A 26,351-nucleotide genomic window follows, 5' to 3' on the forward strand; every position below is an offset into this window, starting at 1 on the left:
ACAGGAGGAAATCATGAAATTATTAGATAAAGCAAGAGATATAAACTTTATGCTGCAAAAGACAGCAGGAAAGGCTGTCAACTTCAACAATATGTCAGACACATTGCAACAGGTTATTGAGAGTAACATCTTTATCGTAAGCCGCCGTGGTAAATTGCTCGGTGTTTCGATTAACCAGGCAATCGAGAATGACAGAATGAAGCAAATGCTTGAAGAAAAGCAATTTCCAAAAGAATACACAGAAGGTCTTTTCCAAGTTCAGCAAACAACTGCAAACATTGGTATCGACAGCCCTTACACAGCATTCCCTGTCGAGAACAAAGATCTTTTCCAGGGTGGTTTAACTACAATTGTACCGATTATTGGTGGTGGTGAACGCCTTGGTACATTGATTCTCAGCCGTCTTGCAGAAAACTTCAGTGATGATGATTTGCTGCTAGCTGAATATGGCGCGACGGTTGTCGGAATGGAAATTCTACATCAGAAAACAGCAGAAATTGAAACGGAAGCGCGCAGCAAAGCTGTTGTGCAAATGGCTATCAGCTCCCTTTCTTATAGTGAATTGGAAGCAATCGAGCACATCTTTGAGGAATTGGACGGCAGCGAAGGTTTACTAGTAGCTAGTAAAGTAGCAGATCGTGTAGGTATTACACGTTCCGTTATCGTCAACGCATTGCGTAAGCTTGAAAGCGCAGGAGTTATCGAGTCCCGTTCCCTAGGGATGAAAGGTACTTACATCAAAGTTCTTAATAACAAATTCCTAGTTGAATTACAAAAACACACAAGCTAAACCAGAAGAAGCAGGCCAAATAGCCTGCTTCTTTTTTTTGGTTTATATTTGAGACTCTTATACTACGTTTAACATGTAAATACTTACAAAATAGAAAGCCCTTACAAATAATGTCTAATTTGAGTAGGAAAATGTGTTTAGTAATTACACAATTAAAGGGAAGTTAATCTAATAACAATTGTGATTTATTAGGCTTTAATCACGATGTATAAAAAGTTAATACTAATATTACCTTGATTTCTGTAAGTGGTTGGTTAATGTATAGGTACAAAGGATTAGTATGCTTAGACCATTTTTACATATATAAGAAAATTATCATAGAATATATAGACACATCTTCCTCGTTTCAATACAATTATCGTGTACATTAGAGCTATTTCGACGTTAGGCATAGCACTCTGGGAGGGACTACGATGGACCTATATGGCAAAACGATTCAAGCGTTGGATCGATCACTGGATTATGCCAATCTCAAAAATCAGACCATTGCTAATAATATAGCTAATGCAGATACACCTGGGTATAAAACAGAAACAGTTTCATTTAAAGATACATTGCAGGAGACGATGAATGCAGGATTTACTGCCAAGCGTACGAATTCAAAGCATCTGGTATTTGGCAGCTCAGAGGCAGCGTCGGAATTCCAAGTAACCAAGCAAGAAAATACCTCTTACACCAATAGTGAAAACAACGTAGATATTGATAAGGAAATGTCTGAATTAGCGGATAATCAACTATATTATCAGGCGCTTGTCGACCGGATGAGCGGGAAATTCAACAGCCTTTCCAAAGTAATTACAGGAGGTAATTAAGTTTGACAATTTTTTCTTCCTTAAACACTAGCGCCAGTGCGCTAACAGCACAGCGTTTGCGAATGGATGTAGTATCCTCCAATATTGCGAATGCAGAGACGACAAGAGCAACTATTGATGAAAATGGTAACTATGTGCCATACAGACGCAAAATGGTTTCCTTAGAGACACAGGGGACAAACAATTTTTCATCTTTCTTAGAACGTGCGCAGGGCAGGTCGTCCAATTCCAACGGTGTGAGAGTTTCTGAAATTACCGAGGATGAATCCGAATTTCAGATGGTCTATAACCCAACTTCACCTGATGCGAACGAAGAAGGATATGTAGCAATGCCAAATGTCGATCCTCTGAAGGAAATGACAGATTTAATGAGTGCTACGCGATCCTATGAAGCTAACGTTACAGCAATGAATGCGACAAAAGGAATGCTTCAAAAAGCCTTGGAAATAGGAAAATAAAGGGGTGTAACAAATGGCAATTGAAGGAATCAGCGGGATGGCCGGAACGAGTGGCCTAACTTCTATAAAGCAGACAACGCCAGGGCAGGCACAATCAAGCTTCACAGAAAGTTTAAAATCCGCAATTGAAAGCTTGAATGAAACACAGCAGGAATCAGATAAGATGACACAAGACCTAGCTGCAGGAAAGGTTGATAACCTGCACGATGTTATGATTGCGTCTCAAAAAGCAAGTGTAGCACTGGATGCAGCTGTACAAGTACAGAAGAAAGCAATCGATGCTTATACAGAAATGATGCGCATGTCTATGTAAGTAGGATATATAACGTATCCTCATTCAAAGTAGATATGCTTTTGTTATGAATTTGACCTATGCTTTGGGGGAACAAGATGAATCAGCGAATTGCAAGCTACAAAGAAAAGATAACGAGTTTCTGGCAGAAAAGTCCTGGATGGCAAAAAGCACTAATAATAGGTACCCCGATTGTTCTTATTCTAATCATTGGTATCACTTCTTTTTTTGCGACAAAAGAAACGATGGTTCCGTTGTATAAAGATCTTTCTGCCCAAGAAGCTGGCAAGATAAAAGAAGAATTGGATGCGCAAGGCGTTAAGTACGAGCTTCAAGGTAACGGATCAACTATCCTTGTACCAGATACACAGGCTGAAGGATTACTCGTTGATTTAGCCGCAGAGGGATTACCGGAAACGGGCAGTATTGATTATTCCTTCTTTAGCAATAATGCTTCATGGGGCATGACAGACAATGAATTTGATGTTATTAAACTTGATGCCTTACAGACTGAGTTGTCTACGCTTTTGACCAATATAGATGGTATCAAGAGTGCAAATGTATTAATTAATAAACCTACTGATCCTGTATTCGTTACGGACGAGCAAGAAGAAGCCTCTGCATCAATCGTTTTGAATACAGAAACCGGCTATGATTTTCAGCCTGAGCAGGTAGAAGCAATGTATCGCTTGGTTTCGAAGACCGTGCCAAATCTTCCTGAAGAAAATATTGTTATAACCAACCAGGACTTTGAGTACATCAACATGGATACTGCCAAAGCAGGCGGAGATGCTTATACAAATCAAATGGGTATCAAGCAGGAAGTTGAACAAGGAATCCAGCAGCGCGTACAGCAAATGCTAGCAGCAATGGTGGGTGCTGAGAATGTTCGTGTATCGGTAACAACAGATATCGATTTTGATCAGGAGACACGTACAGAGGAACTTGTAGAACCTGTTGATGAAGAAAATAATGAAGGTTTGCCTGTAAGTGTGGAGACTATAACAGAAACGTATGAAGGCGAACCAACGGAAGAAGGCGGCGTTGCTGGAACTGGTGAAGAAGAAGTTCCAAACGTAGCAGCCGAAGATGAAACTACTACCGGAGACGGTGCTTATAACAATGTAAAAGAATCTGTGAACTATGAGTTCAACAAGATTAAGAAAGAGATTACCGAGAGTCCATATAGTATCCGTGATATCGGAATTCAAGTTGCGGTTGATAGTAATAAGAATGCAGCAGCGCAGAACGGTGAAGCTCAACAGCTAACACAGCAAGAACAAACACAAGTAGAAGAAAGCATCACCTCGATTCTTAATTCGATCGTGTCTACTTCCGTTGATGCGGAAGTAGCACAGACAATAAACCCTGAAAATAGTGTCTCAGTTGTCTTCCAGCCATTCGCTGCAAGTCAGGCTGCACAATCAGATGACGCAGCTGGTTCAGGAATTCCAGTATGGGCATATATTGCGGGCGGAGTTCTTTTAGCTGCTGTTGCAGTGCTTGTATTCATGCTTATACGCTCCAGAAGGAATCAAGTAGAAGAGGAAGATGAATTGCTGGAGGAAGAAGAAATGGCAGTAGCACCTGTCGTAGTAGAAGAAATAGACGATACTCCAGAAACGGAATCAGCTTTGAAACAAAAGCAACTGGAAAAATTAGCACAAGAGTCACCAGAAGACTTCGCTAAATTATTGCGAAGCTGGATGGCTGAAGATTAAAGGAGCAATGAAGGAATGGCAGCTGTGAAAGGACGTTTGACAGGAAAACAGAAAGCGGCGGTCTTGATGATCTCTCTTGGAGCTGATACGGCTGCGAACGTGTATAAGCATTTGACAGAAGAAGAGATAGAGCGCATGTCTCTTGAGATTTCTTCGGTCAAGAAAGTGGACAGTACAGAGAAGGAATCTATCATTGATCAATTCCATCAAATTGCCATTGCTCAGGATTATATATCCCAAGGCGGCATCGCCTATGCAAAGTCAATTTTGGAGAAAGCTCTAGGAGTGGATGAAGCTGCTGCAATCATGAACAGACTGACATCCACCTTGCAAGTAAGACCATTTGATTTTGCAAGGAAAGCAGATCCAACACAGATTCTCAACTTTATTCAAAACGAGCATCCTCAGACAATTGCTCTGGTGCTTTCTTATCTGGATCCTGAGCAGTCCGGTCAGATATTGTCCGAGTTGCCGCAGGACATGCAGGCGGATGTTGCCAAGCGTATCGCTACAATGAGCAGTACATCTCCTGAAATCATCAGTCAGGTTGAACAGATACTCGAGAAGAACTTGTCAGCGACTGCTACACAGGATTATACGCAAACTGGCGGTATCCAAGCAGTTGTAGAAGTACTTAATGGAGTAGACCGCAGTACAGAAAGGACCATTCTTGATGAACTGGAAGTGCAAGACCCTGAGCTTGCCGAAGAAATCAAGAAGCGTATGTTCATCTTTGAAGATATTGTCACCTTGGATAACCGTGCGATACAGCGTGTGATTAGAGAAGTGGAAAATGATGATCTGAAGCTTTCTCTGAAAGTGGCAAGCGACGAAGTGAAAGATATTGTATTCCAGAATATGTCTGACCGGATGGCGCAGACGTTCAAGGAAGAAATGGAATTCATGGGTCCTGTACGCTTGAAGGATGTAGAAGAGGCGCAAAGCCGAATTGTTTCTGTTATACGACGATTGGAAGAAGTTGGCGAGATAATCATATCCCGTGGCGGAGGAGATGACATCATTGTCTAATATCTGGCAATCAGTTGCAGTGCAAGAGTCAAAAGTAATCGGTATAAAACCAATCAAGTTGTCGCTTGAAACAGGTGATGGTGCTGAACAAGCTGTTTCTTTCCAAGCTGAGAAAGAACGGTCAGAGCAGTATGTCCAGGATGCGAAGGCGGAAGCTGACCAAATACTGACAGCTGCTAAACAGGCTGTGGAAGAGCAAAGAGTTCAGTGGGAAACCGAGCGGCAGGAATTGGTCGAGCAAGCGCAGTTGGAAGGGTATCAAAAAGGCTTTGATGCAGGACAGCAGGAAGGTCTGCAATCGTATAACGCCAAGATCGAAGAAGCGCAAAATTTGATTGAACTGGCTCAGCAAGACTACAAAGCAACAGTAGAAGGCAGTGAGGATGCTCTGCTTGACCTTGGATTGAAGCTTGCAGAAAAGATTCTTCATGAAAAACTGAAAGATGAACCAGAAAGCTATCTATCACTTGTAAAGGGTGCTATTGCTGACTGGAAGGAACGATCCGATCTTCGACTTTATGTTCATACAGATAGTTATGAACTCGTCCTGCAGCAAAAAGAGGAATTAGCTTTGCTGACTGGAAATGATTTTGACCTAATGATTATGCCTCAGCATGATTTGCCTGCTGGCGGCTGTATTCTTGAAACAAAGCATGGAAGAATTGATGCGAGCATTGATTCACAGCTAACAGTTCTCCGTGAAAAGTTGTTTGAGATCAGACGAGAGGAATCTCTTTGATGTTAGGGCGATATGTTGATGAGTTAGATAATCTGGATACCTACAAAAGATATGGAAGAATTCACAGGGTCATTGGATTGTTGATTGAATCACACGGTCCAGTCACAAGTGTAGGCGAAGTCTGTTATATTCATCCTTCTTCAAGTTCAGGAGAAAGGTTCCTGGCGGAGGTGGTCGGATTTGATGACGAAAAAGTGTTGCTTATGCCTTTTGCTCCACTGAAGGATGTTGGACCTGGATGTTTAGTTGAAGCGACTAGTTCGCCACTGTCGGTCAAGATCGGTCATGGGCTTATTGGCAGCATCATTGATCCGTTAGGACAGCCATTAGATGGCAGTATGCTCCCTAAAGGCTTGAAGTCATTTACAACGGATCGCAATCCTCCAAATCCAATGACTAGGCCACGGATTCTAGAGCCGCTGGAGACTGGAGTACGTGTAATCGACAGTCTACTGACAGTCGGTCAGGGACAGCGAGTTGGCATTTTCGCCGGAAGCGGCGTCGGTAAGAGTACGCTTCTAGGAATGATAGCCCGAAAGTCCAGCGCCGATGTCAATGTTATCGCACTGATAGGTGAACGAGGGCGTGAAGTTCGCGAGTTCATTGAAAAGGACCTTGGCGAGGAAGGTATCAAAAGGTCGATAATTGTTGTTGCAACATCTGATCAGCCTGCTCTCATGCGGATTAAAGGTGCTTACACCGCAACTGCCATTTGTGAGTATTTTCGTGACCAAGGAATGCATGTGAACTTGATGATGGATTCGGTCACCCGGGTCGCAATGGCACAGAGGGAAATCGGTCTTGCCTCAGGCGAGCCGCCTACGACAAAAGGATATACACCGTCTGTATTTGCCGCTTTGCCAAAGTTGCTTGAGCGAACAGGAACAAATGAACTTGGAGCCATTACAGCGTTCTACACCGTGCTTGTAGATGGTGATGACATGAATGAACCTATATCCGATACAGTGCGTGGTATTTTGGATGGACACTTCGTTTTAGACCGGAAACTAGCCGAACAAGGCCAATTTCCTGCCTTGAATGTCCTTAAATCAATAAGTCGGGTGATGCCGCAAATCACCGACGAAGAAGTTTATCAGCTTGCACAGCGTTTACGGACGATGCTTGCTTTGTATGAGGAAAACCGTGAACTGATTCAAATCGGTGCTTACAAAAGAGGTACAAATAATGAAATAGATGAAGCGATTAGCTATCAAAAATCTATTTTAGATTTTCTTAAGCAAGGAATGCACGAATTTACCAGTCGCCCGGATGCAATTCAGCTCATGAAGCAGCTGCTAGGAAAGGGATGATCTAATGGCTGAAGCAAAGGTATTTGAAAAGATATTACGTATGAAAGAGCGGGAACGCAAAACCGCACAGCAAGCTTTTGCAGAAAAACAGCAACAATTCGAAGCAGCAGCTACAACTTTGTATGAACTTCTTAAAAAGAAAGAAGATGCTGAAGCGCAACTTTCAAATGGCTTAGCGGCTTCTGTTCCTATCCAGCGGCTGTCTGAACACCATGAATTCCTAGAAACGATCAATCGACGTATTGACCGGGCCCAGATAGCTGTACAATTCGCCCGTAACGCTATGCTCGAAAAGCAGGAACTGCTATCGGAAGCATACATCGAAGTGAAAAAGATCGAAAAGCTTCTCGAGAAGAAGAGGCAGGAAGCATGGCGCAAGCTGCAGGAGGAAGAAAATAAGCAGATGGATGACATATCGATCCGCCAATTCTTAGCAAATGGAGCACGATAGTATATGGTGAAACAAAAAAAAGACCAACAAAAGAAAAAAGGCAAAGGAAAAGGATTTATCCTCTACTTCTTATTGCCTGTCGTACTGGCAGCAGCGCTCGTAATTGCGATTTTAGAGTTCTCAGGCGTATCCGTAGCAAAGCTTGCCTCTGGCATTCCGGTCATAGGGAACATGGTCAATGATGAAACTGCCGCAACAACGAGCAGTACAGCTGATGCAGAAAAGCTGAAACAGCAGCTCAAAGACCAGCAAGCGACCATCGACATGATGAAAGATACTGAGGATGCTAAAAATGCCGAGATTGACGATCTAAATCAGCAAATTGTCAAACTGGAAAATCAGATTAATGGCACTGAACCAGAAACTGATACTGCTGCAACGCAAGCAACTACTGCTGATGGTGAAACAGTAGCGACTCCATTTAAAGAGGCAGCATCTTCATTCAGCAAGATGGATGATGCAAAAGCAGCAGCAATCATCAGTAAGCTGGATAATGAGAAGGCTCTAGGCGTCATTCAGGAGCTTTCAAGTAAAAAAAGGGGAACTATTCTCGCTGCAATGGATCCTGAGGCGGCAGCTTCTTATACAAGTGCAATGGTTGATGACGCAGAAAAGGAGGGAGAGGCAGTTGAATAATGTCATTATGTCTATGCTCCCGACAAGCATCACTCCTAAAGTGCAGCAGAGCACATCCGCTCCTTCAGATGTGTTTCAAAGTCTATTCCGGCAGGTTAGTTCCAAAACGGGGGACCAAGTCATAAAGGATCAAGCTGGCAGTGAAACTATGCTTTTAGACAGTCAAGATCAGCAGGATATGCAGGTTATTCTGGAAGCATTATTCGACAAAGTCCCTTCAAATGGCTCACTGGAGCTTGAGGAGCAAGAGCAGCCTGAAGATGCTTGGGAACTGCTGGAACAAGTGCTTGGAGAGGAACAGCTAACTGCTTATCTTCCGACACAATTAAAGGAACTGGCAGAGAACGTTTTACAGAATATTAAACCGACTGACAAAAACTCAGCGGTTAGTGACATTTTAGCGCAGCTTGAACAGTTGCAAGAACAGTTAACGAATGGCAGTCTTCCTGCCGCGACCGGGCTGGTAAGCAACAGTGCAAAAGAGATAGCTTCTCTGCAGATTATGACAAGTTCAAACTTTTCAATGTCTCTGACAAATAAGAAAGAAACGCAAGTTACACAAACTGCTGCAGATAATACATCTGTCCAGAAAACAGCAAATAACTCAGTAGTTTCAGATACTTTGTCAGCCGACAGACGCGATACGCTATCTGCTCTATCAAATCGTTTAGCAACAGGCTCTAGTTTGCAGGAAGCGCAGACTGCTAGAAACCAAACAGCCTTGACGCAGCAATCTGAGACAAAACGTACAGAGACTGCTAACGCGGTTCGACAGCTTGTGGACGCCGCTGCCAAAGGTGGAGAAGAAAAAATACCGACTAGCTCAGCAGCGTCACAGCAACGTGATTCACAGCTTGTGGATCAAAAGCAAGTCAGCATGTTCCAGGTTCCGAAACAGGAGCAACTGGTCTTCCATTTGAAACAAGCTGATCAAATGCCGGAGCAAGCTAGTGAGGAGCTTATCCAAAAGCTTGAACAGGCAGTCAAGTTCAGCGGCATTTTATCTGATAGAAACGGCTTAAAGGAATTATCTATTCAGCTTAAACCGGGTAACTTAGGCGATTTACAAGTGAAATTAGTCCGTGAGAATGGAGATATAACCGTTCAGATTATTGCTACATCAAAACAGGCTAAAGATTTGCTTGAATCCAATATTTCAAGTCTCAAGCATATGTTCTCTCCTCATCAGGTAACAATTTCTGAGCGAGCAGATCAGATCCAAACAGCTTCTCCTGAAAGAAATGATCAGCAAATGTTCCAGAAAAATGATGAGGAACAGCCAAATCGGCAACAAAGACAGCAAGAGAATGTAATGCTTGAAGATAACGAATCAACGTTTGCGGACATCTTGCTTGAACAAAAGGAGATTAAGATATGACGACTACAGGAGCAATTGACTCCAGCTATTATCTAGACTCACAAAAAACCAGAACACCAAGTGCAACATTGGACAAAGATGATTTTCTTCAGATCTTAATGGTTCAGCTGCAAAATCAGGATCCCACAAGTCCGATGGATGATTCGAAATTTGTGGATCAAATGACTTCTTTCACTAATCTCGAGCAGGTCATGAATATTTCGGAAGCTGTTCAGTCTCTTGCAGGAAATCAGACAGTCATGTCACCTGTCCTTCAGTACAGCCATATGATCGATAAACAAGTAACGTATAACGAATACAACTTGGATACAGGTGAAATCACAGACACTATTACAAGTAAAGTAACAGCTGTGACACAAAAGGATGGCTATGCAGTTCTGGAGCTTGAAAACGGAAAGTCAATTTATGCAGACGCAGTGACGAAAGTAAGCAACGAATAAATAAATAAGAAAAGGATGATGAAGCAATGTTACGTTCCCTTTACTCTGGTATTTCTGGTATGAAAGGTTTTCAGACAAACTTAGATGTAGTCGGCAACAATATCGCAAACGTTAATACATCTGGATATAAGAAAAGCAGAATTACTTTCCAAGATTTGATGAACCAACAAATTAAAGCATCCAATGATCCTACAGCAACAACTGGCGGAACGAATGCAAGCCAAGTAGGATTAGGTTCAAAAATCGGTTCTATTGATAACGTACATACGCAAGGGAACCGTCAGACTACTGATCGTACGTTGGATCTTGCTTTAGAAGGAGATGGAATGTTCGTTCTATCTTCAGCGCCAACAGGGAATAACGATCTTAATGCAAATACTGTCAGCTTTACAAGAGCCGGCAACTTCTATCTTGACGGAGAAGGCAGAGTTGTTAATAGCAGCGGTCTTTTTCTTCTTGGTACGGACGGACAAGCTATAACCATTGATAAAGAAGCTACTAATATTAGTATTAACAGTCAAGGTCAGGTTCAATATAATTCTGCTGATGGAGAATTAACAACAGCAGGAACAATCGGAGTAGCTAAGTTCTCCAATCCAGATGGCCTTGTTAAAAACGGAAACAGTACGTATCGTAATTCTGCGAATGCAGGTTTGTCAGCAGCAGGTATTTCTGCACCGGGTGAAAATGGTACAGCTGATATCGTCTCAGGGGCTCTGGAAATGTCCAACGTCGACCTTTCTGAGGAGTTCACGAACATGATTATCGCGCAGCGTGGATTCCAAGCAAATACTAGAATCATCACTACATCTGATCAGATATTAGAAGAGCTTGTTAACCTGAAACGTTAAGAAGGGGGTGAAGGGAGTTAAGAGCTCCCTTTCATAGCATGATTCAGCTAACAAGACTAAATGGAGAATCATTTACATTGAATGCACTATTCATCGAACAGATACAATCCTTTCCTGACACAACGATCACATTGACATCAAATAAAAAGATCATCGTTCGGGAGTCGGAGATAGAAGTGACAAGAAAGATACGCCAATTCTATCAATCTATCGGTTTGATCAGTGTGAAGGAGAAACAAGAAAAACATGAACGCTAAAGTTATCATTATTATTTTATCGGTTGTCATCATTTTAGGTGCTGGCGGTTTTGTTGCATGGAATTTCTTCACGAGCCCTACGTCAGAGGCTAAAGAACCTTCTGCAACGGAGCTTGCGGAATATTCAGTAGCAACAGATGAGATTACGACTGATTTGGAGGATGGTAGTATCGTCCGTATCCAATTCCAACTCATCACAGATGGCGAGAAAGCAAAAGAAGAAGTGACTGCAAGACAATTTCAGCTAAAAAATATCGTAATCAAAGAAATGACTACGATTAATAAAGAGGATTTTCAGGCTGGTTTAACAGATCTAGAAGAAAACCTTAAGAAAAAAATGAATGAAGAAATGCAAGAAGGCAAGATCGATGATGTGTATACGATCAGTAAAGTACTACAATAAACCACTGAAAAGCAGGAACGGAGGTGACGTGCATGGCAGAAGAGGTCTTATCACAGAATGAGATCGATGCACTGTTATCCGCTATATCTTCCGGTGAGATGGATGCAGATGAGCTGAAGCAGGATGAGAAAGCCAAAAAAGTAAAAACGTACGACTTCAAACGGGCGCTCCGTTTCTCGAAGGATCAGATTCGCAGTCTTACGCGTATTCATGAGAATTTCGCCAGATTGCTGACAACGTTCTATTCCGCAAGATTACGGACATTTGTCCAGATCTCGGTCGCTTCTGTAGATCAAGTGCCATACGAGGAGTTCATACGTTCTATTCCGACGATGACTATCTTAAACACATACAGTTTAGCACCTCTTGAGGGTAAAATTCTGATTGAGTATGATCCTACTATCGCTTTTGCGATGCTGGATAGGACACTTGGCGGAAGCGGCGGAAGTGTGAATAAGATCAACAACCTTACAGAAATCGAAACGACTTTGATGACTCAGTTTTTAGAGTCTGGTATGGAGAATCTAAAAGCTGCCTGGCAGTCTGTGGAAGACGTTGATCCAGTGATGGAAGAATTCGAGGTAAATCCGCAATTTATTCAGATGGTTTCTCCAAATGAAACTGTTGTTGTTGTCACTCTGAATTCAACCATTGGAGAAACGTCCGGCATGATCAATATTTGTATTCCGCATGTTGTGCTGGAGCCGATTGTGTCGAAACTTTCCATTCATTACTGGATGCAAGCTCCTGTAGACAAACAAGGTAATGAAACAGAATGGCGAGATTTAACCACAAGTATTCAGAAAGCTTCTATCGACTTAAAAGCTATCCTTGGAGAGACATCGATTCAAGTAGAAGAGTTGATGAATCTTAGGGAAGGTGACGTCTTGATGCTAAATCAGCCGATAGATCGTCCACTTGATGTGAAAGTAGACAATCAAGTGAAGTTCAAAGCGCAGCCTGGTAAACAGAAAAACAGAATGGCGATACAAGTAATGGAAGAGATTGAAACAGGGGGGGAAGAAAATGAGTGACAATATGTTGTCCCAAGAAGAGATAGATGCATTATTAAATGGAACATCCGACAATTCAAGCAGCACAGATGATGCGCAGCTCCTCCCTGAGGAAGATTTGAATTCTATGGAAGTAGATGCACTAGGTGAAATTGGTAATATTTCGTTCGGGAGTTCAGCAACAACACTATCGACACTTTTGAATCAAAAGGTCGATATCACTACACCAAAAACTGCTGTAATAAATAGATCGGAATTATATGATAAGTTTCCGCAACCCAATGTGGCGATTGAGGTCAGCTATACAGAAGGATTTTCTGGTGCCAACCTTTTTGTTATTAAACAGAGTGATGCTGCAATAATTGCAGATTTGATGCTCGGCGGTGACGGAAACGCTCCAGCTGAAGAATTCAATGAAATTCATCAGAGTGCGGTACAGGAAGCAATGAATCAAATGATGGGCGCAGCTGCGACGAGTATGAGTACTGTGTTCAGTAAAAAGATTGATATTTCGCCACCATCAATTGCGTTAATGGATCTTTCTGCTGGTACTGGGGCAGAAAAACTGCCGGAGGATGAACAACTAGTAAGTGTCTCCTTTGATTTGAAGATTGGTAACTTGATAGATTCTTCCATCATGCAGCTTTTGTCGACAGACTTTGCCAAGGATATGGTGGACGAACTGCTTCACCCAGCTCCCGAAGAACCGGAAGCTGTCGCTGTATCACAACAGCCGGCTCCGAGCCAGCCTCAGCCGACTATTCAGGAAGCGCCAATGCAGACGATGCAGCAAACTGCACCGCAGCAGACACGGCTTGCTCAGCCTGCGCCGAATGTGCAGCAAGCAGCATTCACGAGCTTTGAAACACCAGCAGCTCCGCCTGCTGAACAACCGCGTAACTTGGACTTGCTGATGGACATCCCATTGAAAGTATCTGTTGAGCTGGGCAGAACAAAACGCACCATCAAGGAAATCCTTGAGCTGTCTGTCGGGTCTGTTGTGGAGTTGGACAAGCTTGCGGGAGAACCAGTGGATATACATGTAAATGATAAATTGATAGCTAAAGGCGAAGTAGTCGTCATCGAAGAGAATTTCGGTGTGCGTGTTACTGACATCTTAAGCCAAACAGATAGATTGAAATCAATTAACTAATTTGACCATTGAGAGGAAGAGAAAATATGGGAAACAGAATTTTAATCGTAGACGACGCTGCATTCATGCGCATGATGATCAAGGATATTTTGACTAAGAATGGCTTTGAAGTTGTAGGGGAAGCACAAGATGGTCAGCAAGCAGTAGAAAAATACAAGGAACTAACTCCTGATCTTGTGACGATGGATATTACAATGCCTGAAATGGATGGAATTGCTGCAATGAAAGAAATCAAGAGCCAATATCCTGATGCAAAAGTTATCATGTGTTCTGCAATGGGGCAGCAAGCGATGGTTATCGATGCTATTCAAGCAGGTGCGAAAGACTTTATCGTCAAACCATTCCAAGCAGATCGTGTTGTAGAGGCAATTCAAAAAGCATTAAGCTAAAAAGGTGAGTAGGAAATGATGAAAAGAACAGTCTGGGCATGCATGCTCGTCGTATTGCTGCATCTTATCCTTTCTCCTGTTTCTGCCGAAGCGGCAGCAAGCGTGGAGGATTGTTTAAAAGAAGGAGCAGCCCAATCAGATGAATGCAAAGATATGAATGAAGCCGGAAATCAACAAGAGAATACACCACCAGTAGATTCGGCTGATTCAGCAGCTGGAGGCACATCGACCTTTCTGAATCTGGTCAAGCTTGCATTGGCGCTAGTCGTCGTGCTCGGACTGATCTATGTCCTACTGAAGTTTTTAAATAAACGGAATCGGCTGTTTCAGCAGGTACGGGCTATGGAGAACATAGGTGGTATTGCGCTAGGTAACAACAAATCCGTCCAGATTGTCCGGGTCGGTGAAAAAGTGTTTATGCTGGGTGTCGGCGACAATGTCGATTTGCTTACGGAAATTAAAGATGAGCAGACGATTAAGGAGCTTACAGAACAGGATCAGCAGGAAATGAAGGCATCTGCTTTGTTGGCAAACATTCTGCCGAGCAGAAAACAGCAAGAAGAAAAGCAGCAAGAAGATAAAACGGAACAAAAGGAATCCGCAAGCAATTTCCAGGATCTTTTCAAAGAGGAAATAGGGAAGCTGAAGCAGTCAAGAAACAGGTTGAAACAGCAGCAAAGGAAGGATACAGACGATGAATGATTTTATCAATATATTTTCTGGAACCGACCCCGAGAATGTATCTACCTCGGTAAAATTGCTGTTATTATTGACTGTCTTCTCCCTAGCACCAGGAATACTTATTTTGATGACCTGCTTTACAAGAATTGTAGTAGTTCTATCGTTTGTTAGGATGAGTTTAGGTACACAGCAGACACCACCGACGCAAGTATTGATCGGAATTGCATTATTCATGACTTTCTTTATCATGGCGCCTACTTTCAATGAAATTAATGATCAGGCTATTACACCATTGATGAATGATGAAATATCTCTAGATGAGGCTTATACAGAAGCGAGCGGCCCGATCAAGATGTTCATGGCGGAAGAAACACGACAAAAGGATTTATCTTTATTTATGAATTATGCCGGTATCGAAAGACCGGAATCAGTCGAAGATATTCCGCTAACAACGCTTGTACCAGCCTTTGCAATAAGTGAGTTGAAGACGGCCTTTCAAATGGGCTTCATGATCTTCATTCCTTTCCTTGTTATTGATATGGCAGTAGCCAGTATCCTCATGTCGATGGGGATGATGATGCTACCGCCCGTAATCATTTCATTACCATTTAAAATACTGTTATTCATCCTAGTGGATGGCTGGTATCTGGTCACTTCCTCGTTGCTGCGAGGGTTTTAGCGAATGAAGGAGCGTAACGTTAATGAGCAGTGAATTTGTTATTTCCATCGCAGAACGCGGAATTTATACAGTGCTGATTGTCAGCGGACCCTTGCTTATTCTGGCGCTTGCTGTTGGTTTGATTGTAAGTATATTTCAAGCAACGACACAGATACAGGAACAGACGCTAGCGTTTATTCCTAAAATAGTTGCTGTATTAGTTGGTTTGGTTTTCTTCGGTCCCTGGATGCTGACTAGAATGGTCGAATTCACCGCAGGTATCCTTGAGAATCTGGATCGGTTTGTGGGCTGAGTAGATGCTGTCGCAAATTGATTACACCGTTGTACCAGCATTTGCATTAATTTTAGTTCGTCTTGTTGCCTTTTTTGTTACGGTACCTCTGTTTTCTTACAGAAACGTACCGACAACATTTAAGATTGGATTCAGTTTTTTCCTTGCCATGATCATATTCTTTACGATTGATCGGCCGACAGTTCCTGTTGATCACACGTATTTTCTGTTACTTTTTAAGGAAGCGATGGTCGGACTGTCAATCGGACTGCTCGCTTTCATAGTCATCCAAGCAATCAATGTTGCTGGAGGGTTAATCGATTTTCAGATGGGCTTTGCAATTGCCAATGTCATTGATCCTGTTACAAGGGCTCAAAGTCCTCTTACAGGACAATTTCTATATACGATTGCTACGCTGTTCCTGCTTTCCGTTAACGGTCATTTGCTCTTGATTGATGGTATTTTTTACAGTTATCAGCTTATACCATTGGATGAAATGGTACCATTCGGTGATCAGTCGATTGTAGAATTGGTGCTCCGTTCCTTCAGCCAAATGTTTCTGATAGCATTCCAGATGAGCATCCCTCTTGTTGGCTGTTTGTTTCTAGTAGATGTAGCTATTGGAATTGTTGCTAGAACAGTACCGCAGCTGAACGTATTTGTCGTAGGGCCTCCGATTAAGATATTAATAGCTTTTGTACTGCTGTTCCTATCAATGGGAATCTATATGACAGTAGTTCGGCAGCTGTTCGACTTTATGCTTGTAACAATGCGCGATCTGATGGTGCTGTTTGGAGGGGCTTAAAATGAAATATCGTTTGGACCTGCAGTTCTTCGCTGGTGAAAAAACAGAGAAAGCAACTCCTAAAAAACAGCAGGATACTAGAAAAAAAGGACAAGTCGCTAAGAGTCAGGATGTTAATACTGCAATATTACTACTATTCTCTTTAGGACTCTTGGCATTGATGGGCGGTTATTTTAAAGATCAGTTCCTTCAGCTTTTCACACATGTATTCAGTCACTATCTGAATCAGGATATTACAGCGAATACTGTGCAGACACTGCTTGTAGAGATGAGCATATCTCTTGCGAAAATAGTTGGTCCAGTTATGGGGATTGCTATTATGGCTGGTCTTGTCTCTAATTTCGCGCAGTTCGGTTTGCTTTTCAGTGGCGAAGCAATCAAGTTTGACTTGAAGAAAATTGATCCTATCCAAGGGGCAAAACGGATTTTCTCAGTTAGGGCTTTAGTAGAGTTACTAAAATCCTTGCTCAAGATTGGATTAGTAGGAGCAGTCGCATTCTATGTTCTTTGGCAGAACATGGATACAGTTATGACTATGTTCACGAAGTCTCCTGAAAATGCAATGCAGTTTTTCGGAAAGATAACGTTAAACATGGGTTTTGCAGCAACGATTGCCTTGTTATTTGTAGCAGTGCTGGATTACGCATATCAGCGATTTGATTTTGCAAAAAACATTCGGATGTCAAAGCAAGACATCAAGGATGAGTATAAAAACATGGAAGGAAATCCTTTGATTCGTTCCAAAATAAAAGAAAAGCAGCGCCAAATGTCCATGATGCGTATGATGAGCGAGGTTCCTAAGGCAGATGTAGTCATCACGAACCCAACACACTTTGCGATTGCTATTCAATATGACGATGAAAAGTCCGATACACCGATCGTCATAGCAAAAGGAATGGATCACGTAGCATTGAAAATTAAGGACATCGCTAAAGCAAACAATGTAACGATGGTAGAAAACAGACCGTTGGCACGCGGATTATATAAGAATGTGGAGCTAAACCAGCCGATACAGGAAGAATTCTTCCAGGCGGTTGCGGAAGTGCTCGCCTTTGTGTATCGCACGGAGCGTAAAATGTAAGAGAAGAGGAATTACAACATGAAACTTAAGGATATGTCAGTACTTATAGCAGTAATCTTAGTGATCGTCATGCTGATCATACCACTTCCGGATTGGCTTCTCAGCATACTGATCCTTATAAATATTTCGTTTGCTCTGATCGTTATTTTGGTAGCGATGAATACAGAGGAAGCGCTGCAATTTTCTATATTTCCTACTCTCTTACTTTTGCTTACGCTCTTTAGGCTTGCACTGAGTATATCGACAACTAGAGCAATACTCTCAGAAGGTCATGCTGGTGGTGTAGTTGAAACTTTCGGGAGTTTTGTAATTGGAGGCAATGCACTCGTCGGCTTTGTTGTGTTTATCATTTTGGTTATCATACAATTCCTGGTAATCACAAAGGGTTCGGAACGAGTATCTGAAGTTGCTGCTCGGTTTGCGCTAGATGCTATGCCAGGTAAACAGATGAGTATAGATGCTGATTTGAATGCCGGCATGATATCAGATATAGAAGCAAAAAAGCGCCGTGAAAAAGTAGAGAATGAGGCGGATTTTTATGGAGCAATGGATGGTGCGAGTAAGTTTGTAAAAGGTGATGCTATTGCTGGAATCATTATCGTGTTAATTAATATCGTATTCGGATTGATTATCGGGATAATGCAAATGGGTATGAGTTTCCAGGAAGCGACGAATACCTTTGTACGACTTACGATTGGTGATGGGTTGGTAACAATAATCCCGGCTATTCTGCTTTCTACAGCAACAGGTATTGTGGTGACACGCGTAGCTTCAGAAGGGAACTTAGGAAGTGATTTAACAAGGCAGCTCTTCCGATACCCGAAGCTATTATATATTGCTGCTGGAACAGTCTTTTTGCTTGGGTTAACACCGATCAACTTTTTCTTAACAACTACAATTGCTGCTATTCTTGCTGGAACTGGTTATTTCTTGTCCAGAATTCAGAAAAAACAGGAGACTGTCGCAGAAGTAACCGAGGAAGTGCAAGAGGAAACAACGATGAAGTCTTCAGACAACGTTGTGAATCTGTTAAGCATGGATCCTATCGAATTCGAATTTGGCTATGCGCTAATACCGCTTGCTGATACGAATCAAGGAGGCGACTTGCTGGATCGGATTGTCATGATCCGTAAACAGCTTGCTATCGAACTAGGTATTGTAATTCCGGTTGTGCGGATACGCGATAATATTCAGTTAGGTCCCAATGAATATCGTCTGAAGATAAAGGGCAACGAAGTCGCAGCTGGAGAGGTTCTGTTGGACCACTACTTAGCGATGAGTCCGGGTGTGGAAGATGATGGACTGGATGGTATTGAAACACTCGAACCAGCTTTCGGGCTGCCTGCTAAGTGGATCAGTGAAGAGACGAAGGATGATGCAGAGCTATCAGGCTATACGGTCGTTGATCCGCCGTCTGTCGTATCGACCCACCTCACGGAGACAATAAAGCGCCATGCACATGAATTACTTGGCAGACAAGAGACAAAGCAGCTTATCGATCATCTGAAGGAATCTTATCCAATATTAGTAGAAGAAGTGACGCCGGAACCGCTGTCTGTTGGAGATGTACAAAAGGTACTGGCAAAACTGCTGCGTGAACATGTATCGGTTAGGAATCTGCCGGTTATTTTCGAGACGTTGGCTGATTTCGGCAGGATGACGACTGATACGGATTTGCTGGCAGAATATGCCCGTCAAGCACTTGCACCACAAATCACGAAGCAATATGTACAAAACAGTCAGCCGCTACAAGTCATAACTGTCTCTGGAGCTGTTGAAAAGGTCATAGCTGATCATATCCAGCAAACAGAACATGGAAATTATTTATCTATGGATCCGGAATCACAGCAGAAAATCGTACAGTCAGTTATGGAGCAAGCAGAACGTTTGTCCTTAAGAGAAGAGACAGTCATCGTTTTGTGCTCTCCTACGATCCGGATGTATGTCCGTCAACTACTTGATCGCAGTTTGCCGCACGCAGTCGTCCTATCATACAACGAATTGGATAATACAACAGAAATCAGGAGTGTCGGGATGGTGAATGTCGCATGAAAATGAAGAAGTATACTGCTGCCACGATGCCCGAGGCAATGATTCAGATTAGACGTGAACTAGGTAAGGATGCAGTCATCCTTCGAACAAAAGAACTGACAAGCGGCGGATTTCTCGGACTCTTCAAGAAGAAGCGTATTGAAGTCATTGCGGCATTGGATCAGCAAGATGCGAAGAGTAACAGTCTTATTGAGCGAAAGCCGGCAATCTCTAACGCTATGCCTCTTGAAATAAAAGAGACAAACAATGCAGAAACTGATCTTGCAGCCGAGATGGCCGCTCTTAAAAAGGAGTTAACTTCTGCACTTTCCAACCAGACCAGGCATTATGCACTGCCATTGCAAGGACTGTATGATCGACTTCTGCACAATGAGGTCCATCCGCAGATCGCTTCTGGACTTATGGAACGACTATTGGAAGACGCTGCGAGTAAAGATGTCGAACAGGTGCTGCTCGATACTTTAGTGAAGCGGTTTGAAAAGGTCCAAAAGCCCGCACAGTTTGAAAAGAAATTCATACATCTTGTAGGTCCGACCGGTGTAGGAAAGACGACAACGATTGCTAAACTTGCTGCGAAGAGTGCTTTAGTAGATAAAAAAAGAGTTGCTTTTATTACGACTGACACTTATAGAATTGCTGCAATTGATCAGCTTCGCACATACGCCAAAATATTGGAAGTTCCGCTTGAAGTTGCTTATTCGCTCGAAGATTACCAAGCTGCAAGAGAGAAACTTGCAGCTTATGATTTGGTATTCATCGATACAGCAGGAAGAAACTTCAAAGATTCCGCTTATGTAAAAGAGCTGGAGCGCACGCTTGACTTGCAGCATGACGCGGAAACGTATTTAACTTTGTCCATAACGACAAGAGCTAGTGATCTGTCTGAGATATATGACCAGTTTGCACATTTGCCAATCAAGCAGTTTATTTTCACAAAATTGGATGAAGCGAGCCGCTACGGAGGTATCCTTAATCTTATTCAGCAAGCACATATCGGTGTAGCTTATCTAACCCACGGCCAGGATGTACCGGATGATATTATCGCACCATCTGCATCACACTTGGCTAGACGTGTGATGGAGGCGACAGCTCGTGCATGATCAAGCGGCTAAACTTCGTGCAAATGTCCAGCGCATGTCACTTGGACGCACCATAGCTGTTGCCAGCGGGAAAGGTGGAGTTGGCAAATCGAATTTTGCTCTGAACTTTTCGTTAGCACTAAGCAAACTTGGAAAATCAGTTCTGCTTATTGATTTGGATTTAGGTATGGGAAACATTGAAATATTGCTAGGTACTTCGGCGAAGCATTCTTTTATTGAAATGATTCAGAACCGTTTAAAACTTGAACAGATTGTGGAAGCAGGACCTGATGGTCTCGACTTTATTGCAGCAGGTGCAGCAATGAATGAACTCTTTCATATGGACGGTACTGGATTCGCGCATTTTCAAAAAGAGTTTGAAAGAGCACAGCAAATCTATGACTTTGTGTTCTTTGATATGGGAGCTGGATTAACGGAAGAAAGTGCATCGTTCATCTTAGCAGCAGATGAGAGTATTGTTGTAACCACGACTGAACCTACCAGTATGATGGACGCATATGCCCTTATCAAGCATATCAAGCAGCGGAGTGCTGATTTGCCGATGTATCTGCTTGTAAATAGGGCATTGGACAAGCGTGAGGGACAGGATACAGCAGCTCGAATGAAGGAAGTAATACGGACATTTCTTCATACTGAGATATTGCTCTTGGGAATTTTGCCTGAAGATAAACAGGTTCCCAAATCGGTGAAAATGCAGGAGCCATTCATAAATCAAAAGGATTCAAAAGCGGGAACTAGTATAAAGCAGCTCGCAGCCAGCTATCTGAAACCTGTAGAAGAAACAACCCCTAAAGAAAGAACATCATTTATAGGCAGATTAAGAGATATTTGGACGGGAGGAACTCGCAATGGGAAAGATCCGCGTTTTGGTCGTTGATGATTCCGCTTTTATGCGGAAAATTATTTCTGATTTACTAAGCAGTGATGATCGGCTGGAAGTTATCGGAACAGCCCGCAACGGTAAGGATGGTCTGGAGCAAATCAGTCAGCTGAAGCCAGATGTAATGACGATGGATGTAGAAATGCCAATCATGAACGGATTGGATGCGCTGAAGCAAATCATGCAGAAACATCCTCTCCCGGTTGTCATGCTCTCCAGCTTAACGAAGCAAGGTGCAGATATGACCATTCATGCCATGTCACTCGGTGCAGTTGATTTTATTGCAAAACCGTCTGGTTCTATATCCTTGGATTTGGATAAGGTGCGGGATGAACTGGTCATGAAAGTAGTGGCAGCAGCATCCTCTCGTCTCTCAATCAGAGAGCAAGTAAAAACAGCCGAGATAAAGGTTATTGCGAAGGCTCCTGAGAAGAATTCCGCTGATCGCAATTTGGTAGCAATCGGTACTTCTACAGGAGGTCCGAGAGCTTTACAGGAAGTTATCGGTAAACTGCCTTCTGCACTTGCTGCTCCCGTAGTTGTCGTCCAGCATATGCCAGTAGGATTCACTAGGTCTTTGGCCGAAAGACTGGACAGCCTAAGTGCAATAAAAGTCAAGGAAGCAGAACAAAATGAAACCTTAAGAAATGGCGTAGTTTATATCGCGCCAGGAGGACATCATCTGACGATTGTACAGGCAGACAGCAGGCTTATCGCCAAACTGACATTGGAAGACCCTGTGAAGGGGCATCGGCCTTCTGTAGACAGAATGTTCGAATCAATCAGCAGTTTGGTTAATGTGGATGTTTGTACAGTCATCATGACAGGCATGGGATCAGATGGAACCGAGGGTCTGAAAAAAATGAAGACCAAGCTGCCATCTGTATACAGCATCGGTGAATCAGCAGAATCATGTGTCGTTTATGGAATGCCTAGGGCGGCTGCAGAAGCCGGACTGCTGCATCATGTTTGTGCGGTCCAATCAATCGCTTCGGCAATCCAGCAGAGAATCAATCTATTAGAGGGGGTTAACAAATGGAAATAGATCAGTATTTAGGTGTATTCATAGAAGAAAGTAAGGAACATCTTCAAGCTTTGAACCAGAATTTACTGGAACTTGAAAAGCAACCGGAAGATATCGGTGTAGTGAATGAAATTTTCCGTTCTGCTCATACGCTAAAAGGTATGTCTGCTACGATGGGTTATCAGGATTTAGCTAATTTGACGCATCAAATGGAAAATGTACTTGATGCAATTCGTAACCATCAGATTAAAATCAACCCGGACATACTTGATATTGTTTTTGATGCTGTTGATAGTCTGGAAGAAATGGTCCTCGATATTGAATCCGGAGGAGCAGGAACAAAAGAGGTAAGTGAATTGGTAAGCCAGCTTGCTGCAATTGAGTCTGGTGATGCACCGCTTCAGGCTGCTGCTGCAGTTGCAGAGGAACCAGTCAGTGATACATCAGGTCTTATTTTAGATGAATTTGAGCTTGCGGTATTGCGAGAAAGTGAAGAAAAAGGATTCCAAAACTTTTACACCAAAGTGACGTTGCGTGAGGATTGCATGCTGAAGGCTGCACGAGTTTACATGGTATTCGAAGTGCTCGAGAGTTTGGGTGAGGTTGTTAAAAGTAATCCGGATGTCTCTCAGCTTGAAGATGAAGCATTTGATCTGACATTTGAAGTATTACTTGTGACACAAGAACCGAAAGAAGTTATCGAGGAAAAGGTTCTTAAAGTATCGGAAATCGATGCTGTTTCTATTCAAAACTTCTTCATCGATACATATAAGCACGTTAAAGATGAAGGTCAAGAAGAAGTAACTGCTTCTGTGGAGGAAGAGAAGGTTGAAGTAACAACAATCGAGAAAAAAGCTCAGCAAAGCAACAAGACGATTCGAGTCAATATTGAACGCCTTGATATTTTGATGAATTTGTTTGAGGAACTAGTCATAGATCGCGGCAGACTTGAGCAGATTGCTGATGATGTAAAACACCCAGAGCTGCATGAGACAGTCGAGCGTATGGCGAGAATTTCTGGAGATCTTCAGAGTATTGTTCTGACTATGCGAATGGTATCAATTGATCAAGTGTTCAATCGCTTCCCACGCATGGTGCGACAGCTTGCGAAAGATCTTGGCAAGAAAATCGATCTGCAAATTGAAGGCGCTGAAACAGAGCTCGATCGTACAGTTATAGACGAAATCGGTGACCCTCTAGTACATCTAATTCGCAATAGTCTGGATCATGGTGTTGAAACGCCGGAAGTAAGACGAGAGTTAGGTAAGCCGGAAACGGGTACGATCAAACTGAAAGCTTATCATTCTGGTAATCATGTATTTATTGATATTACCGATGATGGAGCCGGGATCAACCGGAAGAAAGTAACTGAAAAAGCAATTAAGAACGGTCTTATTACAAAAGAACAAGCAGCAATCATGAATGACAACCAAGTATTCAGCTTGATTATGCAAAGCGGATTCTCAACAGCTGACACTATTTCAGACATTTCAGGTCGTGGTGTCGGATTGGATGTTGTCAGAAATACAATCGAATCACTTGGTGGAACAATAACAATAAACTCTGAAGAAGGAAAAGGGTCTATATTCAGTATTGAATTGCCGCTGACATTATCAATTATCAGTGTCCTGCTTGTAGAGATCCAAAATGAGAAATATGCTGTTCCGCTATCTTCGATTATTGAGACAGCAATTATTCCGAAATCGGATATCATGCATGTTCATAATCAAGCAGTTATCGATTTCCGGGGCAGAGTCGTTCCGCTTGTATCCTTAAAAGAAGTTTTCCAAGTACCGGAAGTAAAAGAAGAAACGGATTATTACTCTGTGGTCATTATTAAAAAAGGTGACAAATCAGCAGGATTAATTGTGGACAGCTTTATTGGTCAGCAAGAAATCGTCCTTAAATCCCTTGGAAATTACTTAACTGAAATTTTCGCTATCTCTGGAGCTACTATTTTAGGAGATGGCCAAGTAGCACTTATTATCGACAGCAATGCGTTAATTAAATAAGGAGGGTTCATCATGGCAGAAGAAATCATACAAGATGTGAAAGTAATTGTTTTTCAGTTAAAAAACGAAGAATACGCAGTACCTGTAACACAAGTAGGGTCTATCGAGAAGATGGAGCATATTACGAGAGTTCCGAATACAGAGAGCTTTATCAAAGGTGTTATCAATATGCGCGGAGTTGTTACGCCAATCGTTGATTTGCGAAGCCGACTTGGGCTTGAAGAGACTCCGGTCGATGAAAATACAAGAATCATCATTGTGGATTTGGATGACACATCAATGGGTTTGATTGTGGATGCAGCGAATGATGTCGTGGATATTCCAGTAGATAAAATCGAAGAAGCACCGCAAGTCATTGGGGCAATTAATGTCGATTACATCGATGGTGTAGTGAAACTTGAAGACAGACTTGTCATTTTACTTGATCTTAGAAAAGTTCTGAAATTCCATGAAATCGAAGCAATCAAGTCTATCGAAAGCTAATGTATGATCTTCGTAATATAACGGAAGATCAGCTGGATGCATTGAAAGAAGCAGGGAACATTGGCGCAGGCAATGCAGCTACGGCGCTTTCTACTTTGCTCCGCCAAGATATCGATATGAAAGTGCCAGCAGTTCGAATCTGTCACTTTAATGAACTGATTGAATCTATTGGCGGGGCTGAGCTGCCGCTGGCCGCCATCTACCTTAGGGTTCAAGGCGATGCGCCAGGAAATATGTTCTTTTTGCTCCAACCTGCTGAAGCAGAGTTATTTGTACATTATATAACTGGAAATGAGAGCTTTTCATGGTCCAACACGTCCCATGATGATATAAATCTTTCTGCGCTGCATGAGATGGGAAACATCCTGGCAGGAAGCTATCTATCTGCAATTAGCGACTTCGCCAAAGTAAATATGCAGCCATCGGTTCCGCAAATCAGTGTCGATATGGGTGGTGCCATCTTGGCAAACGGTTTAATCGAGATAGCGGAGGAAAGCGATTATACCGTCGTCATCGATACGGTCATCGCACTAAACGACCCGAATCAGCAGCAGCATATGGTTGAGGGGAAATTTCTGCTATTGCTTCATCCAGAAGCCTTCGGTCATTTATTTCGTGCTTTAGGAGTCGAGGAAGATGACTGAAGCTGAAATCTTGCACGTAGGCATTGCCGATGCAAAAATTGCTACCTATCCAGAGCATCTTCGGACTGCCGGACTTGGATCTTGTGTCGGGGTTGTTGTATACGATAAGCAAAAGAAAATTGCTGGTATGGCACATGTCATGCTGCCTGACTCTAATATGGCTAAGCAGACACAGATGAACCGAAACAAATATGCAGATACAGCTTTAGACGACTTGATTGCTAATCTGCTGCGCCGCGGTGCAAGCAAGAGTCGTTTCAAGGCGAAGCTTGCAGGCGGAGCGCAGATGTTCTCCTTCATGTCCAGTGACGAGAAAATGCGAATTGGTCCGCGTAATATAGAAGCAGTGGAGCAAAAGCTACGAGAATATCGTATCCCCATCGAGAGCAAAGATGTCGGTGGGAGCAATGGACGTACGATAGAATTCAATACAAATACATGTGGTTTGAAGATTAAAACAGTAAGCAAAGAGGAAGCGATCATATAATGGAGCAGCTTCATTCTTATGACGTAACAG

At 42.6% G+C, this 26,351-nt stretch carries 31 protein-coding genes; all 31 read left to right on the forward strand.

Going from position 1 to position 26,351, the window contains the following annotated elements; genetic code table 11:
- The first annotated feature begins 13 nt into the window (after nucleotides 1–13).
- The 31 genes from codY to GZ22_RS06690 all read left to right on the forward strand — a co-directional run bounded on the left by codY (nucleotide 14) and on the right by GZ22_RS06690 (nucleotide 26,321).
- Entirely contained in the window at nucleotides 14–790 is a 777-nt protein-coding gene (gene codY / locus GZ22_RS06540) for a GTP-sensing pleiotropic transcriptional regulator CodY (RefSeq protein WP_038560167.1), read from the forward strand.
- Between the two features lie 413 nt (nucleotides 791–1,203).
- Complete coding sequence (flgB, locus tag GZ22_RS06545) at nucleotides 1,204–1,602, forward strand: flagellar basal body rod protein FlgB (RefSeq protein ID WP_038560170.1); 399 nt, start codon at nucleotides 1,204–1,206, stop codon at nucleotides 1,600–1,602.
- Between the two features lie 2 nt (nucleotides 1,603–1,604).
- Entirely contained in the window at nucleotides 1,605–2,060 is a 456-nt protein-coding gene (gene flgC, locus GZ22_RS06550; protein ID WP_038560173.1) for a flagellar basal body rod protein FlgC, read from the forward strand.
- 13 nt (nucleotides 2,061–2,073) lie between these two features.
- Nucleotides 2,074–2,373 (forward strand): flagellar hook-basal body complex protein FliE, encoded by a 300-nt coding sequence (gene fliE, locus GZ22_RS06555; protein WP_038560176.1) that lies wholly within the window; start codon nucleotides 2,074–2,076, stop codon nucleotides 2,371–2,373.
- A gap of 77 nt (nucleotides 2,374–2,450) precedes the next feature.
- Nucleotides 2,451–4,073 carry a flagellar basal-body MS-ring/collar protein FliF gene (gene fliF / locus GZ22_RS06560; RefSeq protein ID WP_038560179.1) on the forward strand — a complete coding sequence of 541 codons (1,623 nt, stop codon included), beginning with the start codon at nucleotides 2,451–2,453 and terminating at the stop codon, nucleotides 4,071–4,073.
- Nucleotides 4,074–4,088: 15 nt separating this feature from the next.
- Nucleotides 4,089–5,102 (forward strand): flagellar motor switch protein FliG, encoded by a 1,014-nt coding sequence (fliG, locus tag GZ22_RS06565; protein WP_038560182.1) that lies wholly within the window; start codon nucleotides 4,089–4,091, stop codon nucleotides 5,100–5,102.
- A complete protein-coding gene (gene fliH, locus GZ22_RS06570) occupies nucleotides 5,095–5,841 on the forward strand; it encodes a flagellar assembly protein FliH (RefSeq protein ID WP_051748092.1) in 747 nt (248 codons plus the stop codon). Before fliG ends, fliH begins: the two co-directional genes overlap by 8 nt.
- The gene (gene fliI, locus GZ22_RS06575; RefSeq protein ID WP_038560185.1) at nucleotides 5,841–7,151 is read left to right on the forward strand and encodes a flagellar protein export ATPase FliI; all 1,311 of its coding nucleotides are present in this window, start codon (nucleotides 5,841–5,843) and stop codon (nucleotides 7,149–7,151) included. Before fliH ends, fliI begins: the two co-directional genes overlap by 1 nt.
- 4 nt (nucleotides 7,152–7,155) lie before the next feature.
- Entirely contained in the window at nucleotides 7,156–7,602 is a 447-nt protein-coding gene (gene fliJ / locus GZ22_RS06580; RefSeq protein WP_038560188.1) for a flagellar export protein FliJ, read from the forward strand.
- A gap of 3 nt (nucleotides 7,603–7,605) precedes the next feature.
- Entirely contained in the window at nucleotides 7,606–8,238 is a 633-nt protein-coding gene (locus GZ22_RS06585; RefSeq protein ID WP_038560191.1) for a MotE family protein, read from the forward strand.
- Nucleotides 8,231–9,616: a flagellar hook-length control protein FliK gene (locus GZ22_RS06590; protein WP_038560194.1), complete on the forward strand. Its 1,386-nt coding sequence runs from the start codon at nucleotides 8,231–8,233 to the stop codon at nucleotides 9,614–9,616. Before GZ22_RS06585 ends, GZ22_RS06590 begins: the two co-directional genes overlap by 8 nt.
- Complete coding sequence (locus tag GZ22_RS06595; protein ID WP_038560197.1) at nucleotides 9,613–10,056, forward strand: flagellar hook capping FlgD N-terminal domain-containing protein; 444 nt, start codon at nucleotides 9,613–9,615, stop codon at nucleotides 10,054–10,056. Before GZ22_RS06590 ends, GZ22_RS06595 begins: the two co-directional genes overlap by 4 nt.
- Before the next feature lie 26 nt (nucleotides 10,057–10,082).
- The gene (flgG, locus tag GZ22_RS06600) at nucleotides 10,083–10,907 is read left to right on the forward strand and encodes a flagellar basal body rod protein FlgG (protein WP_038560200.1); all 825 of its coding nucleotides are present in this window, start codon (nucleotides 10,083–10,085) and stop codon (nucleotides 10,905–10,907) included.
- Between the two features lie 38 nt (nucleotides 10,908–10,945).
- On the forward strand, nucleotides 10,946–11,164 hold the full coding sequence (locus GZ22_RS06605; RefSeq protein ID WP_038560203.1) for a flagellar FlbD family protein: 219 nt from the start codon (nucleotides 10,946–10,948) through the stop codon (nucleotides 11,162–11,164).
- On the forward strand, nucleotides 11,154–11,567 hold the full coding sequence (locus GZ22_RS06610; RefSeq protein WP_038560206.1) for a flagellar basal body-associated FliL family protein: 414 nt from the start codon (nucleotides 11,154–11,156) through the stop codon (nucleotides 11,565–11,567). Before GZ22_RS06605 ends, GZ22_RS06610 begins: the two co-directional genes overlap by 11 nt.
- 32 nt (nucleotides 11,568–11,599) lie before the next feature.
- On the forward strand, nucleotides 11,600–12,601 hold the full coding sequence (gene fliM, locus GZ22_RS06615) for a flagellar motor switch protein FliM (RefSeq protein ID WP_038560209.1): 1,002 nt from the start codon (nucleotides 11,600–11,602) through the stop codon (nucleotides 12,599–12,601).
- Entirely contained in the window at nucleotides 12,594–13,733 is a 1,140-nt protein-coding gene (gene fliY / locus GZ22_RS06620; RefSeq protein ID WP_038560212.1) for a flagellar motor switch phosphatase FliY, read from the forward strand. Before fliM ends, fliY begins: the two co-directional genes overlap by 8 nt.
- 26 nt (nucleotides 13,734–13,759) lie before the next feature.
- Nucleotides 13,760–14,122 carry a response regulator gene (locus GZ22_RS06625; protein WP_038560215.1) on the forward strand — a complete coding sequence of 121 codons (363 nt, stop codon included), beginning with the start codon at nucleotides 13,760–13,762 and terminating at the stop codon, nucleotides 14,120–14,122.
- A gap of 15 nt (nucleotides 14,123–14,137) precedes the next feature.
- Nucleotides 14,138–14,824, forward strand: coding sequence for a flagellar biosynthetic protein FliO (locus GZ22_RS06630; RefSeq protein WP_038560218.1), 687 nt, complete (start codon nucleotides 14,138–14,140; stop codon nucleotides 14,822–14,824).
- Nucleotides 14,817–15,482, forward strand: a complete 666-nt coding sequence (fliP, locus tag GZ22_RS06635) for a flagellar type III secretion system pore protein FliP (RefSeq protein WP_038560221.1) — start codon at nucleotides 14,817–14,819, stop codon at nucleotides 15,480–15,482. The genes GZ22_RS06630 and fliP overlap by 8 nt, the downstream gene beginning before the upstream one ends.
- A 22-nt stretch (nucleotides 15,483–15,504) precedes the next feature.
- Entirely contained in the window at nucleotides 15,505–15,774 is a 270-nt protein-coding gene (gene fliQ, locus GZ22_RS06640) for a flagellar biosynthesis protein FliQ (protein ID WP_038560224.1), read from the forward strand.
- Nucleotides 15,775–15,778: 4 nt separating this feature from the next.
- Nucleotides 15,779–16,558, forward strand: a complete 780-nt coding sequence (gene fliR / locus GZ22_RS06645) for a flagellar biosynthetic protein FliR (RefSeq protein WP_038560226.1) — start codon at nucleotides 15,779–15,781, stop codon at nucleotides 16,556–16,558.
- Nucleotide 16,559: 1 nt separating this feature from the next.
- Nucleotides 16,560–17,639, forward strand: a complete 1,080-nt coding sequence (gene flhB / locus GZ22_RS06650) for a flagellar biosynthesis protein FlhB (protein ID WP_038560229.1) — start codon at nucleotides 16,560–16,562, stop codon at nucleotides 17,637–17,639.
- 18 nt (nucleotides 17,640–17,657) lie between these two features.
- The gene (gene flhA, locus GZ22_RS06655; RefSeq protein WP_038560232.1) at nucleotides 17,658–19,691 is read left to right on the forward strand and encodes a flagellar biosynthesis protein FlhA; all 2,034 of its coding nucleotides are present in this window, start codon (nucleotides 17,658–17,660) and stop codon (nucleotides 19,689–19,691) included.
- Nucleotides 19,688–20,791, forward strand: a complete 1,104-nt coding sequence (gene flhF, locus GZ22_RS06660; RefSeq protein WP_038560235.1) for a flagellar biosynthesis GTPase FlhF — start codon at nucleotides 19,688–19,690, stop codon at nucleotides 20,789–20,791. Before flhA ends, flhF begins: the two co-directional genes overlap by 4 nt.
- Complete coding sequence (locus tag GZ22_RS06665) at nucleotides 20,784–21,668, forward strand: MinD/ParA family protein (RefSeq protein WP_051748094.1); 885 nt, start codon at nucleotides 20,784–20,786, stop codon at nucleotides 21,666–21,668. The genes flhF and GZ22_RS06665 overlap by 8 nt, the downstream gene beginning before the upstream one ends.
- Nucleotides 21,640–22,716, forward strand: a complete 1,077-nt coding sequence (locus GZ22_RS06670) for a protein-glutamate methylesterase/protein-glutamine glutaminase (protein ID WP_038560238.1) — start codon at nucleotides 21,640–21,642, stop codon at nucleotides 22,714–22,716. Before GZ22_RS06665 ends, GZ22_RS06670 begins: the two co-directional genes overlap by 29 nt.
- The gene (locus GZ22_RS06675; protein WP_038560241.1) at nucleotides 22,707–24,707 is read left to right on the forward strand and encodes a chemotaxis protein CheA; all 2,001 of its coding nucleotides are present in this window, start codon (nucleotides 22,707–22,709) and stop codon (nucleotides 24,705–24,707) included. The genes GZ22_RS06670 and GZ22_RS06675 overlap by 10 nt, the downstream gene beginning before the upstream one ends.
- 12 nt (nucleotides 24,708–24,719) lie before the next feature.
- Nucleotides 24,720–25,190 carry a chemotaxis protein CheW gene (locus GZ22_RS06680; RefSeq protein WP_038560244.1) on the forward strand — a complete coding sequence of 157 codons (471 nt, stop codon included), beginning with the start codon at nucleotides 24,720–24,722 and terminating at the stop codon, nucleotides 25,188–25,190.
- Entirely contained in the window at nucleotides 25,190–25,834 is a 645-nt protein-coding gene (locus tag GZ22_RS06685; protein WP_038560247.1) for a chemotaxis protein CheC, read from the forward strand. The genes GZ22_RS06680 and GZ22_RS06685 overlap by 1 nt, the downstream gene beginning before the upstream one ends.
- Complete coding sequence (locus tag GZ22_RS06690; protein WP_038560250.1) at nucleotides 25,827–26,321, forward strand: chemotaxis protein CheD; 495 nt, start codon at nucleotides 25,827–25,829, stop codon at nucleotides 26,319–26,321. Before GZ22_RS06685 ends, GZ22_RS06690 begins: the two co-directional genes overlap by 8 nt.
- Nucleotides 26,322–26,351: the final 30 nt, after the last annotated feature.

The sequence above is a fragment of the Terribacillus saccharophilus genome (assembly GCF_000725365.1).
Lineage (GTDB): Bacteria > Bacillota > Bacilli > Bacillales > Amphibacillaceae > Terribacillus > Terribacillus saccharophilus.

What these genes read in the sequence shown, in the direction of transcription:
- fliE (WP_038560176.1), top strand. Translation starts at nt 2,074, where the DNA reads ATGGCAATTGAAGGAATCAGCGGGATGGCCGGAACGAGTGGCCTAACT.
- fliY (WP_038560212.1), top strand. Translation starts at nt 12,594, where the DNA reads ATGAGTGACAATATGTTGTCCCAAGAAGAGATAGATGCATTATTAAAT.
- flgB (WP_038560170.1), top strand. Translation starts at nt 1,204, where the DNA reads ATGGACCTATATGGCAAAACGATTCAAGCGTTGGATCGATCACTGGAT.
- flgG (WP_038560200.1), top strand. Translation starts at nt 10,083, where the DNA reads ATGTTACGTTCCCTTTACTCTGGTATTTCTGGTATGAAAGGTTTTCAG.
- GZ22_RS06595 (WP_038560197.1), top strand. Translation starts at nt 9,613, where the DNA reads ATGACGACTACAGGAGCAATTGACTCCAGCTATTATCTAGACTCACAA.
- fliI (WP_038560185.1), top strand. Translation starts at nt 5,841, where the DNA reads ATGTTAGGGCGATATGTTGATGAGTTAGATAATCTGGATACCTACAAA.
- GZ22_RS06685 (WP_038560247.1), top strand. Translation starts at nt 25,190, where the DNA reads ATGTATGATCTTCGTAATATAACGGAAGATCAGCTGGATGCATTGAAA.
- GZ22_RS06690 (WP_038560250.1), top strand. Translation starts at nt 25,827, where the DNA reads ATGACTGAAGCTGAAATCTTGCACGTAGGCATTGCCGATGCAAAAATT.
- GZ22_RS06585 (WP_038560191.1), top strand. Translation starts at nt 7,606, where the DNA reads ATGGTGAAACAAAAAAAAGACCAACAAAAGAAAAAAGGCAAAGGAAAA.
- flhA (WP_038560232.1), top strand. Translation starts at nt 17,658, where the DNA reads ATGAAACTTAAGGATATGTCAGTACTTATAGCAGTAATCTTAGTGATC.
- fliF (WP_038560179.1), top strand. Translation starts at nt 2,451, where the DNA reads ATGAATCAGCGAATTGCAAGCTACAAAGAAAAGATAACGAGTTTCTGG.
- fliJ (WP_038560188.1), top strand. Translation starts at nt 7,156, where the DNA reads ATGGCTGAAGCAAAGGTATTTGAAAAGATATTACGTATGAAAGAGCGG.
- flhF (WP_038560235.1), top strand. Translation starts at nt 19,688, where the DNA reads ATGAAAATGAAGAAGTATACTGCTGCCACGATGCCCGAGGCAATGATT.
- GZ22_RS06670 (WP_038560238.1), top strand. Translation starts at nt 21,640, where the DNA reads ATGGGAAAGATCCGCGTTTTGGTCGTTGATGATTCCGCTTTTATGCGG.
- GZ22_RS06605 (WP_038560203.1), top strand. Translation starts at nt 10,946, where the DNA reads ATGATTCAGCTAACAAGACTAAATGGAGAATCATTTACATTGAATGCA.
- GZ22_RS06610 (WP_038560206.1), top strand. Translation starts at nt 11,154, where the DNA reads ATGAACGCTAAAGTTATCATTATTATTTTATCGGTTGTCATCATTTTA.
- GZ22_RS06625 (WP_038560215.1), top strand. Translation starts at nt 13,760, where the DNA reads ATGGGAAACAGAATTTTAATCGTAGACGACGCTGCATTCATGCGCATG.
- flhB (WP_038560229.1), top strand. Translation starts at nt 16,560, where the DNA reads ATGAAATATCGTTTGGACCTGCAGTTCTTCGCTGGTGAAAAAACAGAG.
- fliQ (WP_038560224.1), top strand. Translation starts at nt 15,505, where the DNA reads ATGAGCAGTGAATTTGTTATTTCCATCGCAGAACGCGGAATTTATACA.
- GZ22_RS06630 (WP_038560218.1), top strand. Translation starts at nt 14,138, where the DNA reads ATGATGAAAAGAACAGTCTGGGCATGCATGCTCGTCGTATTGCTGCAT.
- fliR (WP_038560226.1), top strand. Translation starts at nt 15,779, where the DNA reads ATGCTGTCGCAAATTGATTACACCGTTGTACCAGCATTTGCATTAATT.
- fliM (WP_038560209.1), top strand. Translation starts at nt 11,600, where the DNA reads ATGGCAGAAGAGGTCTTATCACAGAATGAGATCGATGCACTGTTATCC.
- GZ22_RS06680 (WP_038560244.1), top strand. Translation starts at nt 24,720, where the DNA reads ATGGCAGAAGAAATCATACAAGATGTGAAAGTAATTGTTTTTCAGTTA.
- codY (WP_038560167.1), top strand. Translation starts at nt 14, where the DNA reads ATGAAATTATTAGATAAAGCAAGAGATATAAACTTTATGCTGCAAAAG.
- fliG (WP_038560182.1), top strand. Translation starts at nt 4,089, where the DNA reads ATGGCAGCTGTGAAAGGACGTTTGACAGGAAAACAGAAAGCGGCGGTC.
- fliP (WP_038560221.1), top strand. Translation starts at nt 14,817, where the DNA reads ATGAATGATTTTATCAATATATTTTCTGGAACCGACCCCGAGAATGTA.
- GZ22_RS06675 (WP_038560241.1), top strand. Translation starts at nt 22,707, where the DNA reads ATGGAAATAGATCAGTATTTAGGTGTATTCATAGAAGAAAGTAAGGAA.